The following is a 15573-nucleotide window of genomic DNA, read 5'->3' as shown; positions in this document are numbered from 1 at the left end:
AGAATGGCAGAGAATGATACCCTTGTTCCTCTGCCATTTTTAATTTAAATAAACATATCATCATAAGATTTAATGTTGAAAATATTTGGCAATTAGATAGTTAGTAAATGTTTTTCTCTAAGAAATTTATTTGGGCTGAATAAGCTGACAGATATATGCAATAATAAATTATCATTTGTCGCAAAGTTTTATCAAACTAAATAACAGAAATTTGCAAAAGCTTTAAAAATTTGCTCGTCAGAATTAAATAGTATTTAGAAGTAAAAAATAATCATAGGGCTTTGAGTATTTGGGTTAGGGGAGAGGTAACAGGGAACACGAAATAATCTGTACCCTCTAACCTGCACCTTATTCCCTAGTTTCCAATCCTTCTTTGTCATCAAACCTAGAAAACTTAATAATAAAAAGCACGACAGGGTGTAAAGACCCTTAAAATAATCAGGATTTGTATTCTCATACTCCAAGGCAACGACTATGCCCCGCCGTGACGACCTCCGGAAGATTCTACTGTTAGGCTCTGGCCCAATTGTGATTGGACAAGCCTGTGAGTTTGACTACTCTGGCACTCAAGCCTGCAAAGCGCTGCGAGAAGAAGGCTATGAAGTAGTTTTGGTCAACTCAAACCCTGCAACGATTATGACCGACCCGGAAACGGCTGATCGCACTTACATTGAGCCGTTAACTCCAGAATTGGTCGAAAAAGTCATTGAGAAAGAACGCCCCGACGCTTTACTACCAACGATGGGAGGACAAACCGCCCTCAACCTCGCCGTTGCTTTAGCCAAAAATGGCGTGTTGGAAAAGTATGGCGTTGAGTTAATCGGCGCTAAACTGCCAGCCATTGAAAAAGCCGAAGATCGAAAACTGTTCGGTGAAGCAATGGCAAGAATTGGGGTAGCTGTGTGTCCTAGCGACACAGCCGAAACTTTGGAAGAAGCCAAAGCGGTTGCCCGTCAAATTGGTAGTTATCCCCTAATTATTCGTCCAGCTTTCACAATGGGCGGAAGTGGTGGCGGTATTGCCTACAACCAAGAAGAATTTGAAGAAATGGCACAGGTAGGTATAGATGCCAGTCCCGTTTCGCAAATTCTCATTGACCAGTCTTTGCTGGGCTGGAAAGAATATGAACTCGAAGTGATGCGTGATTTGGCAGATAACGTGGTGATTATCTGTTCCATCGAAAACCTTGACCCTATGGGCATTCACACCGGGGACTCAATTACCGTCGCTCCCGCGCAAACCCTTACTGATAAAGAATATCAAAGGCTGCGGGATATGGCAATTAAAATCATCCGCGAGATAGGTGTGGAAACTGGCGGTTCTAATATTCAATTTGCCGTTAATCCGCTTAATGGGGATGTGGTTGTAATTGAGATGAACCCCCGCGTTTCCCGCAGTTCAGCTTTGTCTTCCAAAGCTACGGGTTTTCCCATCGCCAAAATTGCCGCAAAATTGGCTGTCGGCTATACCTTGGATGAAATTCAAAATGACATCACCAAGAAAACTCCCGCATCCTTTGAGCCGACAATTGACTATGTGGTGACAAAAATCCCCCGCTTCGCTTTTGAAAAGTTCCCCGGTTCTGACCCAGTGCTGACAACCCAGATGAAATCAGTCGGGGAAGCAATGGCAATTGGACGGACTTTCAACGAATCCTTCCAAAAGGCGCTGCGATCGCTCGAAACCGGACGCGCTGGTTGGGGTTGCGACAAAGCCGAGAAATTACCTAGTGGTGAACAAATTCGCGCCCAACTGCGGACACCTAACCCCGATCGCATTTTTGCCGTGCGTCATGCCTTGCAGCAAGGTATGACTATTGAAGAAATCTATGAACTGACTGGTATTGACCGATGGTTCTTAGATAAATTGCAGCAACTCCTAGATGTCGAAAAATTCCTGAAGCGGACACCTTTGCAGCAATTGACAAAAGAGCAACTTTATGAAGTGAAGCGGGACGGATATAGCGATCGCCAAATTGCTTATGCCACCAAAACCACCGAAGATGAAGTTCGCGCTTACCGCAAGTCACTAGGAATCATCCCAGTTTACAAAACCGTAGATACCTGCGCGGCTGAGTTTGAAGCCCTTACCCCTTACTACTATTCTACCTACGAAGAAGAAACAGAGGTAATGCCCGCAACCAAGCCAAAAGTGTTAATTTTGGGTGGTGGCCCCAACCGCATTGGGCAGGGAATTGAGTTTGATTATTGTTGTTGTCACGCCGCCTACGCCTTGAAGGATGCGGGGTATGAGACGATTATGGTCAACTCCAACCCAGAGACAGTTTCGACAGACTACGATACCAGCGATCGCCTTTACTTTGAGCCTTTAACAAAAGAAGATGTTCTTAACATCATCGAAACTGAAAATCCAGTGGGCGTAATAATCCAGTTTGGCGGACAAACCCCGCTAAAGTTGGCTATTCCTTTACAAGAGTTTCTTAACAATGACACTTCAGGACTGCTGACTAAAATTTGGGGTACATCCCCAGATTCCATCGACATGGCAGAAAACCGGGAGCGGTTTGAAAAGATTCTCCAACAGTTAAATATTTCCCAACCACCGAATGGGATTGCGCGGAGTTACGAAGATGCGCTGATTGTCGCCAAACGCATTGGCTATCCGGTAGTGGTGCGTCCCAGCTATGTATTAGGCGGACGAGCAATGGAAATCGTTTATTCTGATACTGAGTTGGAACGCTACATGAGCTTTGCAGTACTCATAGAACCAGAACATCCGATTTTAATTGATAAATTTCTGGAAAACGCCATCGAAGTCGATGTTGATGCGATCGCCGATCATACCGGACGGGTGGTAATTGGTGGCATCATGGAACACATCGAACAAGCGGGCATTCACTCAGGAGATTCCGCTTGTTCTTTACCTTCCATTTCCTTATCACCGGCAGTTCTCAATCAAATTCGCACTTGGACGGTGCAGCTAGCACAAGCGCTGTCAGTCGTGGGGTTGATGAATATCCAATTTGCTGTTGTCGGTGCAAGCAGCTATTCTCCCCAAGTTTACATTTTGGAAGCCAACCCCCGCGCCTCACGTACAGTACCATTTGTATCTAAAGCAACAGGCGTACAGTTAGCGAAATTAGCATCCTTAATTATGTCGGGTAAAACCTTAGAGGAGCTACATTTTACTGAGGAAGTTATACCAACCCATATTGCTGTAAAAGAAGCAGTATTACCCTTTAATAAATTCCCAGGAACTGATACAATATTGGGCCCAGAAATGAGATCCACTGGTGAGGTGATGGGGATTGACAGCGACTTTGGCCGGGCCTTTGCCAAAGCAGAACTGGGTGCTGGGGAGCGTTTACCACTGACTGGAACTGTATTTGTATCAATGAGCGATCGCGATAAAGCTGCTGCTGGTGCTGTGGTGAAGGAGTTTATCGATTTGGGCTTTACAGTGATGGCTACCCTTGGTACACGGCGAGTTCTTCTTGAACAGGGGTTAAATATTGAATTAGTGTTAAAACTCCATGAAGGCCGTCCCCACGTTTTGGATGCAATCAAAAATCAAAAAATCCAACTTATTATCAACACACCTTCCGGGGAAGAAGCCCACACTGATGCTAGGTTAATCCGTCGCACAGCCTTAGCTTACAAAATTCCCATCATTACTACCATCGCTGGCGCAAAAGCTACCGTCGCCGCTATCCGTTCTTTACAAAATACAACTTTGGACGTAAAAACCATTCAAGAGTACTGCCCGATTGCGAAGTAGTACGGAGTAGGGGGCAGGGGGAAAGAGGGCAGGAGGCAGAGGAGGCAGGGGGAGCAGGGGAAGAAGAACTATTAATTAGTGTCTAATGCCCAATACCCAATGCCCAATGCCCAATGCCCAATGCCCAATTCCCAAGAAAATTAAGTAATTGTTATAAGAGAATGACTATAGTTCTCATTAGAGATATCTTAGCAAATATGAGGAAGCTTATATTCACCAAATAATTTCTGAAATTGACTTATAGTCAGCCTTTAGAGAGAGGGCGATATTGCATGAACTGGAACAACCAGGAAATTTAATGTCGCTATATAGCCAAAACTTCTCATAAATGTTACAATTATTAATAAGGTTCCAATAAAAAAATGTTTAAGAAGCTAGCTTTTATCTAACTGTAGATACTTGTGAAAAGTAGGAAATAACTGTAACTTTTAGCAGTTAAGAAGCCTAAATTTGTTTATTATGAGCAGCCGAATTTATCGGGCGCGTAAGTTGCAAACCATACATGGGTTCCCAGTCTGACTGGGTAGCACCCTAAACAAAGCATCTATCCCTTAATGACCCTACCGCCAAACCCATCATTACCAAAGAGTAGCGCCATGAAGACCGCTCAGACAGCCACAGACCTCGTGCGGACTTACCTGCGTGAGATTGGCCGTGTGCCACTCTTAACACACGAGGAAGAGATTTTTTATGGTAAACAGGTGCAACGTTCTTGTACGTTGCACGAATCAAGAGAATCTCTTGCCACCCAGTTAGGTCGTCAACCGACCTTAGAAGAGTGGGCCAAAGCGACAAAGTTAGAACCAGCAGAATTGAACGAAGCGATCGCTGATGGTGAAATTGCCAAGCGTAAAATGGTAGAAGCCAATTTGCGCCTGGTAGTCTCCGTTGCTAAAAAGTACATCAAGCGCAACGTCGATTTACTGGACTTGATCCAAGAAGGTAGTATTGGTATGCAACGCGGCGTAGAAAAATTTGACCCTACCAAAGGGTATAGATTTTCTACCTATGCCTATTGGTGGATTCGGCAAGCTATCACTCGTGCTATAGCCGAAAAAGCTCGTACCATTCGGCTGCCTATCCATATTACTGAAAAATTAAATAAGATTAAAAAGGCACAGCGCCAATTGTCTCAAAAGTTGGGACGCGCTCCTACAGCTGGTGAGCTAGCTCAAGAATTAGAATTAACCCCCAAACAAGTACGAGAGTATCTAGAAAAGGCGCGTTTGCCCCTTTCCTTAGATTTACGGCTTGGTGATAATTACGACACTGAACTGGGAGAAATGCTGGAAGATCCAGGAGCATCCCCCGAAGAGTTTGTTATGCAATCTTCCCTATCTTATGACTTAGATCGTCTCATGGGCGATCTTACGCCGCAACAGAGGGAAGTAATCACGCTACGCTTTGGTTTAACTGATGGGCAAGCGTTAACTCTGGCTAAAATTGGTGAAATACTTAATATTAGCCGCGAACGAGTCCGGCAAATTGAGCGGGAAGCTTTAACCAAACTTCGCAAGTCTAAAGCCAACATGGGTGAATATTTGGCAAGTTAAAAGCAGAGACGCGATTAATCGCGTCTGTACAGGAATTGGGAGTGAGGAGTTTTTAATTAACTTCTCACTCTTTGCTTTATTTGTTAGGGTGACGAAAATACGCTGACTTTAGTACGGTTACACCTACTTCCATCAGAAAGCGAGGCTGTTACATTAGTTGACAGGAAGACAGAACAGCTAGCTAAGTCAAATCCAAAACAGACATTTAGTATTAAAATCACAAGCACCGTAGCCAGTAGTGGTAGTTAAGGAGCTAAAAAATGAGTAACCCATCCAATCGTGTCTCAGAATTTTTCAATAGCGAATCAGAAACCAACGATTTACTATGGCAGTATGTTAAATCCTTGAGTCCAGAGACAGTTACCCAGCTATCTAAACCTACATCTGCCGAAGTTTTTCAGGTGATGGAACGGAATATTACAGGATTATTGGGTAATCTACCTTCAGAACATTTTGGCATCACCGTCAGCACTAGTCGGGAAAGTCTAGGTCGGCTTTTGGCTTCTGCTATGATTAGTGGTTACTTCTTGCGTAATGCTGAACAGAGAATGAATTTTGAACTCGCCCTACAAGGGACAGAGACCAACAACACCGAAGTTGACTAGAAATAGAAAAGTTAGCAAATTCTATATTGTTGTTGGGCTGATTGCTAGCCACAGTGACGGCTATAGGAATTATAAATAAGGCTCTGCGAAATCTTTAGCCCCAATTCCCAATAATTATCAGCTAGATTTTTTTAAAATATCCAAAACAGTGACGCATTAAGGTTGAAATTTAAAAAATCAAAACTCGGCAGAGTTAAAATTAGTCTGCCGAGTTTTGTTGTTAATCATCTCCCCCTTTTGTCCATCAAATATGAATGAAACCAGTTCTTTCCCGCCCCATAAAATCATTGGTGTTGCAGTAATTTGGAATGACCAAAAGCAAATTTTAATCGATCGCCGTCGTCCAGAAGGAGCAATGGGCGGTTTGTGGGAATTTCCTGGTGGTAAAATCGAGCCTGGTGAAACTATTCAAGAGTGTATTCAACGGGAAATTTCCGAAGAACTAGGAATAGTAATTGAAGTGGGAGAGCATCTGATTACTATTGACCACACCTATACAAATTTGCGCGTTAGCCTCACAGTGCATCACTGCTGCCATGTTACAGGTGTTCCCCAACCTTTGGAATCCGATGAAATTCGCTGGGTAACTTTGGAAGAACTGGATCAGTTTACTTTTCCGAAAGCAAATACTCAGATTATTGCTGCTTTAAAAGGGAATTGAGAATTGGGAATGGAAAATGGGGAATTGGGAATGGGGAAGAGGGGGACTTGGGGACAAGAGGTGAGAACTTGAAACAAGTCTTTCCCCTTGTCCCCAATTCTCCTTGTCCCCAAGTCCTCTTCCCAATGCCCAATACCGTAACAATCTATTAATTGCATCAGGTTGAGTCCCGCAATTTTCTACAATAGGCGCAGAGACTTTGATAAAAGGTATCAACAAATAAATGCCTAAAACTGTTGCCGATGTGATGAGCCGCGATCCTATTGTCGTTCGTGCGGAAACTCCACTGAAGGAAGCTATCCAAATTCTCGCAGAACGCCACATCAGCGGACTACCTGTTGTGGATGATGTCGGGAAATTGGTGGGCATTATCTCAGAAACCGATTTGATGTGGCAAGAAACTGGTGTTACTCCACCTGCGTACATTATGTTTCTTGATAGCGTTATCTATTTAAAAAATCCTGCTACGTATGAACGTGACTTACATAAAGCACTAGGGCAAACCGTTGGGGAGGTGATGAGTAAAAACCCGATCGCAATTTCCCCTGATAAAACTTTAAAAGAAGCCGCTACAATCATGCACGATCGCAGCGTTCACCGCTTGCCAGTACTTGATGGTACAGATCAAGTAATTGGTATCCTCACTCGTGGTGATATTATTCGGGCAATGGCAGCAAGTCAAGAATAATCAGTTAACAGTTAACAGCCTGATAACTGATAACTGTTAAGTATTTTTTACACTTTTGAAAATCAAGGATAACTAAATGAGTATTACTTCGGAGTCTGTTAAGCAATTGCTAAGTTCTGAGGATTTAGGCGATCGCTTACGTGCAGTAAATCAAATCCGCCAACTGGAACCTACGGTTGGTTTTGAATTGATTCAAACAGCCATTAGCGATCGCAATTCCCGTGTTCGTTACTCAGCCGTGAGTCAAATGGATACACTCGGAACACAAGATTTACAATTATCTTTGGATATCTTGCGCGATCGCTTGCTTCATGACTCTGAAGTAGATGTACAAGCAGCAGCAGCAGACTGTATAGGCGCACTCCAACTACATGATGCTTTTGAAGACTTAAAGGAGGTTTACTACAAGACTGATGAATGGCTAATACAATTTAGTATCATCGCTACATTAGGAGCATTGGGCGATCCACGAGCCTTTGAATTGCTCAAAGAGGCACTCTCGTCAGAAACCGAATTAGTGCAAACTGCTGCTATTAGTTCGTTCGGTGAATTGGGAAATTTAGAAGCAGTTCCCCTCTTAGCTCCTTATGCTACCAATCCAGACTGGCAAATGCGTTACAGAGTTGTACAAGCGCTGGCTCTTTTGGGTGGTGCAGAAGCCAAATCTATATTAGAAACACTGGCTAATGATGAAGTCGAAGCGATCGCAACTGAAGCCAAAAATTCTTTGCAATCAGCTTAAGTCTATCTCCGGTTAAGAAAATTCACGTTTTATATAGATTTATTTGACAGCAGAAAAAATTCGACCTAGTTGGTAAATTTTGCATTCCAGCCAGATCGAATAGATAAATTAGAGTTACTTTTAGCTGCTAAAAGTAACTTTTTTATATTTAGGATGGGTCTATTGAACGAAACTTTTGCGGCGACGAGACATAGCCATTACTCCAACTACTGCACCCAAGCCTAGTAATGCAGCTGGTTCGGGAACTGAAGTTACCGCAAGACCTGTGAAACTTGCATTAATTATTCCACCATTGTCGTAAGTTGTTTTTGCAGCAGTATCTTGAGTAGCAAAAGTGATATATCCTTCTGCTTTACTTCCATCTTCAAAGAGTCCCTTGAAACCCAAGTTTATATCTGTTCCTCCATTTTGTGGAGTAAAAACTGCTGGGTCGAGACTGGTCAAACTAAGCAGTTTTATTCCATCTAAAGTACCAACATCAATAAACCCGGAAGGAGAAATAAATGGATTTGTTTGGAAGCTTTTGATAAAACCTCTAGAATTAGATAAAAAATCTCCTGTTTGGTTTGTAAGTAAAATTGCTCCTGGATTGGGAAGAAAGTTTATAGAGGTTTTGCTAAGAGTGGCTTGAGTTGGCTCATCAGAAGGGTTTCTATCAGAAGTACTATAGTTAAATGAACCAATGTATGCTTGAGCAGAACCAGCAGAGGTAAATAAGCCAGCGGTTGCTAAAGGGATTGCAACAGTAAGAGCTAAAGTTGCATTTAGTAATTTAGATTTAAAATCAATCATTGTCCTTTGAGGCTCCTAGTAATAACCTTAAATCAGAGCAATTGCTTTACTTTTCATCTCAGTAATTTCTGGAAAATACTGTCAGTGAAAGCGAAACTTGCGTGATGTATTTCTTATCTCCATGAAATCACATAGATTTAGGGCCTGCAATATTTACTGAGTGGTCTTCATTACATCTTCAACGGATTACTATCCTTCATGAAATCTTAATTCATTACATATCCGGGCTTAGTATATCTTTCATTTAATAAGGTTCAAATTGTTGGCAATAGCTCTGAATTAAAGAAAGTCACTTTAAGTAAAACAAATTTAGGAGTGATTTTTAATACTTTGCATTGCTCAACCATTTTTTAGATAAATAGAGTATGCAGTGTATCTATTCGCTTCAGTTACTAATTTACTAATATTTAGTGAAACAGTTCCTCTCGTAAAATAAATGAGAGGAACCAAATTGCTAGCTATTACCGTTGTTCTCAAATCTTAAGAACCAAATACTTGTGGCCAAGTTGTCACAACGAAAACTACAACTGCTGCGATCGCTAACAACCCTTGAATTAAATTTCCCACCAAAGAGCCGACTACAATTCCTATACCTGCTTTAACCGCCAACCCAAATTCACGTCGGTAAATGTACTCACCAATAATTGCTCCCAAAAGCGGGCCTAGTAAAATTCCTAACAGTGGTCCCCCAAAAGGCAATGTTGGCAATAATCCCAAAAATCCCACAACTAAACCGACAATTGCGCCGATTTGCCCCCATTTGCTAGCTCCAGCTTGTCTTGCTCCCACATAGCTAGCTAAAAAATCCACTCCGACACTGAGCAATAAAACTATAATTGTCACAATTAGAGGAATTTTGATAGCCGCGAAGGAACTACTAACGATTCCCCAGACGATAATTGCAATTAAAATTAAGCTGCTACCGGGTATGGCTGGAACTACAGCACCGATGATACCCACAACCATTACGGCAATTAATAGCCAATAAATAATTTGCATAGATAAATTTCTAAATTTCCAAGCGCCCCTACTTTATATTGTATCTGGGCAAAATGCTGATAAATGCTGAGATTTCACCGACAGCAAATATGATTTTCTAGTTCAATCTGCTAAAATCTCTCTGCGATCGCTCAAGACTTGTCTTAATAATTGTGGGTTGTAGGAATATACACCTAGCCACAGGCGCAGTGAAAACACAAGCCATTCGTACTGACTAACTGAACTTCCCAAACACTCCAAAATAAAGCTCAAAACTTATGACGAGAAAAATATTAACTGGACTGAGTTCAGAAGCCTACGAACATCCTTTTGATCGCAAAGCCTTGGCTTCTTTGCAAAATATGCCTGGTGTTTCCTTACTACTCAAGAAAGTTAACGAATACGGCATTGATCGCTTACTCAGACTGCAAAGCCTTGGTAGTGAAATCAGAATTTCGCCCCGTAATTTTCCCCAATTACATCAAGCATTTGTAGAAACCTGTGAAATTCTTGATGTTGCTCCCCTTCCTGAACTGTATCTGTTTCAAGGCACAGGTCACATTGAAACCTACATTGTTGGCGTGGAAAAACCCCTTGTTGGTATCAATTTAGATGCAATGGAGTGGCTTGGCCCGGATGAGTTACTTTACGTTTTCGGACACGAAATTGCTCGCATCAAGAGTCAGCACATGGTTTATCACCAAATGGCAATTGTGATGCCAACTTTGAAAAATTTGTTAAGCAGTACAACGCTGGGTGTGGGTGGTTTAATAGCTGGTGGTATGGAATTGGGTTTGTATAATTGGCGGATGATGGCTAGGTTCACTGCTGATCGTGCGGCTTTGCTTGCTTGTCAGGATATCGATGTAGCAACTACTACACTGATGAAACTCGCAGGTTTGCCAGATGAGTACTTAACTACTGCTGTAATGGAAGATTTTCTTGTCCAAGCCCGTGAGTTTGCATTCAATAACTTTGAGAGTGTGGATAAAGTCACTAAAATATTAAGCTATACAGAGTCTGGGCTTTCTTGGGTAGTTATGCGGGCTGGCGAATTATTAAGATGGGTTGATTCTGGAGCTTATGATAATTTAATTCAACAGACAAATTTAAATACACCGGAAGAATCAGAAGCAAAAGAAGAAAAGACACCAGAAGAAAAGGAAGGGTGGAATTTTTTGACTTCTTGGTGAACTAATTTTAGATTTTTAAACTAGGGAATAATCTAAGTACTAAGAGTAACAGCTAATTTGTCAGCAATTCCGGCAATCCAATTTTCATCTTGTTTGGTATAACTGCGAGGAGCATTCGCTCCCAAAATTAACGCACCTTGGTTGCCAATAGGTTGACAAATTACACCTTGAGTATTCTCTGGTAAATAATCAAATTCAAGCCTACCTGGATATATTTTTAGAGCAACTAGATAAATCGGCTTTTGTTTTTCGAGTACCTGTTTTAAGATTACTCCTGGTACAACTTCAGATTTAGTACCCAAAATACCACGACGCAACAAAACCTTACCTTGGTAATAAACCACAAGCGATCGCGTTACTGTATTAGTCAACAATAAATGAGATGCCCAGGCTAGCTCTGTTTTCACGGCTTCGGGTAAATCTGCTGCAAGTACAAAACCTTCTTCTCCAATTAGTTCTACAATATCAGGCGATCGCGGCTGAACTTGCTGCCAAATTAAACCAGTCAAAATTAACACCGCACTCAAAATCACGCCCACCACATCACCACGCGATTGGGACTGGGTTAATTCCGGTGTCAACAAACGGTTAATCAATAAAAGTACAGCGCCTAGCCCACCCACAACAATAGGTAAACGCCGCAAAACTCGATTAGGGTCAGTCATTAGTCATTAGTCATTAGTCATTAGTCATTAGTCGTTAGTCATTAGTCATTAGCCGTTAGTCATTGGGCATGGGCAAGAGGACTTGGGGACAAGGAGAATTGGGGACAAGGGGAAAGACTTGTTTCAAGTTCTCACCTCTTGTCCCCTTGTCCCCTTGTCCCCTTGTCCCCCAGCCTCCCCTGCCCCCTGCCTCATCTCCTCACTCCTCCCCTGGTTCAATAATTCGCTGGAAAAGATAACCAGTACCTCTGGCTGTGAGTATCAATTCTGGGTTACTAGGATCATCTTCTAACTTTGCCCGCAAACGTGATATGTGCACATCTACTACGCGGGTATCTACATGACGTTCTGGTGTATAACCCCAAACTTCCTGCAAAATTTCCGAACGAGAAAAAGCTTCTCCAGAGCGACTGACTAACAACTCTAACAAGCTGAACTCCATACCCGTCAATCGAATGCGCTCATCGCCTTTGTAGACTTGTCGCTTATTCGTATCGATTTTAATATTAGCGACATGGATTACCCCAGAACTGGGAATGCCAGAAGCACCGTTTTTATCTACCCGCCGTAGCACCGAGCGAATCCGGGCTTCTAACTCCTTGGGGGAAAATGGTTTAACTACATAATCATCAGCACCCAATTCTAATCCGGTGATGCGATCGGCTACATCACCCAAGGCTGTTAGCATAATAATGGGGACATCTGATTCTTTTCGTAATTCTTGACATACACCATAGCCGTCTAGCTTTGGCATCATTACATCTAAAACTACCAAGTCAGGCTCAGTTTTGCGAAAAGTTTCTAAAGCTTCTTCCCCGTCACCAGCCGTCACTACATCGTAGCCAATCATGGAAAGGCGCGTTTCCAAAATCCGGCGAATGCTGGCTTCGTCGTCTACCACCAAGATTTTTTCTTTATGGCTTTCCAAGTTTCTCTAGGCTCCTTGACTAAAAATTTACATGATTAATTTTTAATACCATAATATTAAGATATCATTCCATCAATTGATTTGGAAAAAGCTCTAAATACTACTATTATTGGTTTTTAGTTTTTTTCAAGAATTAAGTAAATATTAAGATTATTTAATAAGATTTAAGAATGGCAAAGCCAAAAACCTTTTTTACTTGTAATGAATGTGGAGCAGAATCGCCCCAGTGGTTTGGTAAGTGCCCAGCTTGCGGTACTTACAACTCTCTAGAAGAACAAATTTCTATTCAATCCTCAGTAGATGTACCCAGTCGAGGGGGCGTAAGTAGTTGGCAATCCGCTCAAGGCAATGGCAAATCTCACAATAAACCAGCTAAAGCACGAGCCTCTTTAACATTCGATCAAATTACCGATCGCCAAATCGCTCGCTGGGAGTCTGGTTATGGAGAATTAGATCGAGTGCTTGGAGGTGGGGTTGTACCTGGCTCTATGGTGCTGATTGGTGGCGATCCAGGTATTGGTAAATCGACTTTATTGTTGCAAGTATCTAATCAATTAGCACAGAAATACCGCATCCTTTACGTAACAGGTGAAGAATCGGGACAGCAAGTAAAATTACGAGCTTCCCGTTTGGGAGTATCAAAACCCCTAAGTGTGGTTAATGAGGAGAAGGTAACAGTAGTAGTAGATCCTACACTACCCATAGACCCTGACAGTATTGGTGCAGATTTATATGTACTGCCAGAAACAGATTTAGAAGAAATTTTACGGGAAATAGATTCTCTAAAACCAAATGTGGCGGTGATTGATAGTATCCAAACGGTGTTTTTTCCGGCGCTGACTTCTGCACCCGGTTCAGTCGCTCAGGTACGAGAATGTACCGCAGCACTGATGAAGGTGGCAAAGCACGAAGATGTCACCATGCTGATTGTGGGACACGTTACTAAAGAAGGAGCGATCGCCGGGCCAAAAGTTTTAGAACATTTAGTAGATACAGTGTTGTATTTTGAAGGCGATCGCTTTGCCTCCCATCGATTATTACGCACAGTTAAAAACCGCTTCGGTGCAACTCACGAAATCGGCATCTTTGAAATGGTGACAGATGGATTGCGAGAAGTCTCCAATCCCTCAGAGTTATTTTTAGGCAACCGTGACGATCCAGCGCCAGGTACTGCCATTGTGGTTGCTTGCGAAGGTACTCGCCCCATTGTTGTAGAATTGCAAGCTTTGGTGAGTCCCACCAGTTACCCTTCTCCTCGACGTGCTGGAACAGGGGTAGACTACAACCGCCTAGTGCAAATTCTCGCCGTCTTAGAAAAACGCGTAGGAATTCCCATGTCCAAGTTAGATTCCTACGTTGCTTCTGCGGGTGGCTTGAATGTGGAAGAACCAGCAGTAGATTTAGGAATAGCGATCGCAATCGTTGCCAGTTTCCGCGATCGCATCGTCGATCCCGGTACAGTCTTAATCGGTGAAGTTGGGCTAGGTGGACAAGTGCGATCGGTTTCCCAAATGGAACTGCGGTTAAAAGAAGCTGCTAAGTTGGGATTTAAACGAGCGATTGTGCCAAAAGGGACAAAATTCCCCGATTTAAATATTGAGATATTACCAGTCTCTAAAGTAATAGATGCGATTATCGCCGCCATTCCGCATCAAGAATTGACAACCGACGATTTAGAACCCGATGAAGATGAGTAACTATTGGGGACTGGGAAATTGTTCCAAAATTTGGGAAGGGTTAAAGCAAATTTCATAATTTTTACGAGTGAAAACCGAGTCCCTAATCCCCAGTCCCTTTTACACACCAAAGGAAAACCCATCATGACAACTCTCACCCAAGACTACCAAATCACTTGGGAAAAACTACCCGATGATTACAAACTTCCAGATGATCCAGTAGACAACATCAACCAACCAGCATTAGCCGCTGCACTCACGGAAAGCCTACAATTAACCGGAAAAATTTCAGCTAACGCCCTAACAACAACTAATTACGACATTTGTGCCACTCTAAACAACAAAATGGTCATTAAAGCCCCTGATTGGGCTTTCATTGCCAAAATTAATGTTAGTAGAGAAGAAGTAATACGCAGTTACACACCTCAACTACAGGGTGACATTCCTGTAATTGTGATGGAATTTGTTTCCGATACACAGGAGACAGAGTATTCTATCAAAGCGACATATCCCCCAGGAAAATGGTTTTTCTACGAGCGCATTTTAAAAGTACCAAACTACATTATCTTTGAGCCAGATAGCGGCAGTTTAGAGATGTATCGCTTAACTACAGAACAGTACATTTTGCAAGAGCCTGATGAAAATCAACGCTACTGGATAGCCGAAATGAATCTTTACCTTGGAGTGTCCCAAGGTACTCGTGAAAATCGTGTAGGAAAGTGGTTACGGTGGTGGGATGAACAAGGAAACCTTCTACCTTGGGGAACAGAATTAGCCGAACAAGAACGCCAACGTGCCGAACAGGAACGCCAACGTGCTGAACGACTAGCAGCACAATTGCGGGCGGCGGGAATTGAACCGGAACTATGATGAAATGTTTTAGGAAAAATTGAAATCCACTGAATCCCCGATTTGTCAAACAAGTTGGGAATCTTATTTCTCACAAATCATTAAGTATGGTTGAAACCAGTTGTTAGGCAAAATGAGGGTTTAACAGCTGCGATCGCCAAAAGATTTTAATCCCAGTGTTAGTGATCGGGTGAATGAGGCTTTTGGCAAGGTTAATTTCGCCGCCATTAGTAGTTATGGGCAAATTCTGGCTAGTGCTAGTATTGACGGCACTATCAAAATTTGGAATGTGCAAATAGGTAGAGAAATTCGCACCCTAACTGCTCATTCCGATATTAATTCTAAAAAGAGCTGCAATTCAACGAGCTATGAAAGCTGAACAAGAAGCTGCTCAAAGTAAACGAAAAGTGGAACAATTAGCAGAACGTTTGCGTCAACTAGGCCTGAATGCTGATGAACTAGATAAATTATTGTAGCTTCAAGAGTCTTTTTTGATACGGAGGAT

General features: G+C 42.4%; 15 protein-coding genes. 10 read left to right on the top strand and 5 right to left on the bottom strand.

Annotation, left to right across the window (positions count from 1 at the left end; all coding sequences use genetic code 11):
• The first annotated feature begins 474 nt into the window (after positions 1–474).
• From carB to nblB, 6 genes are all read left to right on the top strand, one after another.
• On the top strand, positions 475–3738 hold the full coding sequence (carB, locus tag ACFFRD_RS08730) for a carbamoyl-phosphate synthase large subunit (RefSeq protein ID WP_392481175.1): 3264 nt from the start codon (positions 475–477) through the stop codon (positions 3736–3738).
• Positions 3739–4334: 596 nt separating this feature from the next.
• Positions 4335–5291: an RNA polymerase sigma factor, RpoD/SigA family gene (locus tag ACFFRD_RS08725; RefSeq protein WP_114081492.1), complete on the top strand. Its 957-nt coding sequence runs from the start codon at positions 4335–4337 to the stop codon at positions 5289–5291.
• Between the two features lie 260 nt (positions 5292–5551).
• Positions 5552–5896, top strand: coding sequence for a DUF760 domain-containing protein (locus ACFFRD_RS08720; protein WP_012412037.1), 345 nt, complete (start codon positions 5552–5554; stop codon positions 5894–5896).
• Positions 5897–6146: 250 nt separating this feature from the next.
• Complete coding sequence (mutT, locus tag ACFFRD_RS08715) at positions 6147–6557, top strand: 8-oxo-dGTP diphosphatase MutT (RefSeq protein WP_392481174.1); 411 nt, start codon at positions 6147–6149, stop codon at positions 6555–6557.
• Positions 6558–6780: 223 nt separating this feature from the next.
• Positions 6781–7245 (top strand): CBS domain-containing protein, encoded by a 465-nt coding sequence (locus tag ACFFRD_RS08710; protein WP_012412035.1) that lies wholly within the window; start codon positions 6781–6783, stop codon positions 7243–7245.
• A 76-nt stretch (positions 7246–7321) separates the two neighbouring features.
• Entirely contained in the window at positions 7322–7987 is a 666-nt protein-coding gene (nblB, locus tag ACFFRD_RS08705) for a phycobilisome degradation protein NblB (RefSeq protein ID WP_392481173.1), read from the top strand.
• A 159-nt stretch (positions 7988–8146) separates the two neighbouring features.
• Here nblB and ACFFRD_RS08700 read toward each other — a convergent pair whose 3' ends face one another.
• From ACFFRD_RS08700 to ACFFRD_RS08690, 3 genes are all read right to left on the bottom strand, one after another.
• On the bottom strand, positions 8147–8779 hold the full coding sequence (locus ACFFRD_RS08700) for a PEP-CTERM sorting domain-containing protein (protein ID WP_392481172.1): 633 nt from the start codon (positions 8777–8779) through the stop codon (positions 8147–8149).
• Between the two features lie 480 nt (positions 8780–9259).
• Complete coding sequence (locus tag ACFFRD_RS08695; protein WP_012412032.1) at positions 9260–9778, bottom strand: DUF456 domain-containing protein; 519 nt, start codon at positions 9776–9778, stop codon at positions 9260–9262.
• A gap of 102 nt (positions 9779–9880) precedes the next feature.
• The gene (locus tag ACFFRD_RS08690; RefSeq protein ID WP_392481171.1) at positions 9881–10030 is read right to left on the bottom strand and encodes a hypothetical protein; all 150 of its coding nucleotides are present in this window, start codon (positions 10028–10030) and stop codon (positions 9881–9883) included.
• A gap of 5 nt (positions 10031–10035) precedes the next feature.
• Here ACFFRD_RS08690 and ACFFRD_RS08685 point away from each other — a divergent pair, with 5 nt between their 5' ends.
• Entirely contained in the window at positions 10036–10950 is a 915-nt protein-coding gene (locus ACFFRD_RS08685; protein ID WP_392481170.1) for a M48 family metallopeptidase, read from the top strand.
• 32 nt (positions 10951–10982) lie between these two features.
• Here the strand turns inward: ACFFRD_RS08685 and ACFFRD_RS08680 are convergent, their stop codons facing one another.
• Positions 10983–11615, bottom strand: a complete 633-nt coding sequence (locus ACFFRD_RS08680; protein WP_190934740.1) for a cofactor assembly of complex C subunit B — start codon at positions 11613–11615, stop codon at positions 10983–10985.
• A 199-nt stretch (positions 11616–11814) separates the two neighbouring features.
• Complete coding sequence (gene rpaB, locus ACFFRD_RS08675; RefSeq protein ID WP_012412029.1) at positions 11815–12543, bottom strand: response regulator transcription factor RpaB; 729 nt, start codon at positions 12541–12543, stop codon at positions 11815–11817.
• Positions 12544–12713: 170 nt separating this feature from the next.
• Between rpaB and radA the strand changes: the two genes are divergently transcribed.
• The 3 genes from radA (at position 12714) to ACFFRD_RS08660 (ending at position 15447) form a co-directional block, all read left to right on the top strand.
• The gene (gene radA, locus ACFFRD_RS08670; protein ID WP_392481169.1) at positions 12714–14240 is read left to right on the top strand and encodes a DNA repair protein RadA; all 1527 of its coding nucleotides are present in this window, start codon (positions 12714–12716) and stop codon (positions 14238–14240) included.
• A gap of 123 nt (positions 14241–14363) precedes the next feature.
• A complete protein-coding gene (locus tag ACFFRD_RS08665; protein WP_392481168.1) occupies positions 14364–15089 on the top strand; it encodes a Uma2 family endonuclease in 726 nt (241 codons plus the stop codon).
• A 169-nt stretch (positions 15090–15258) separates the two neighbouring features.
• Positions 15259–15447 carry a WD40 repeat domain-containing protein gene (locus ACFFRD_RS08660; protein ID WP_392481167.1) on the top strand — a complete coding sequence of 63 codons (189 nt, stop codon included), beginning with the start codon at positions 15259–15261 and terminating at the stop codon, positions 15445–15447.
• Positions 15448–15573: the final 126 nt, after the last annotated feature.

Origin of the sequence: Nostoc sp. C110 (genome assembly GCF_043099725.1) — a bacterium.
In the GTDB taxonomy this organism is placed as follows: Bacteria; Cyanobacteriota; Cyanobacteriia; order Cyanobacteriales; family Nostocaceae; genus Nostoc; species Nostoc muscorum_A.
Note: the sequence above shows the minus strand (reverse complement) of the source record. Positions and strands in the feature narration are given on the sequence as shown.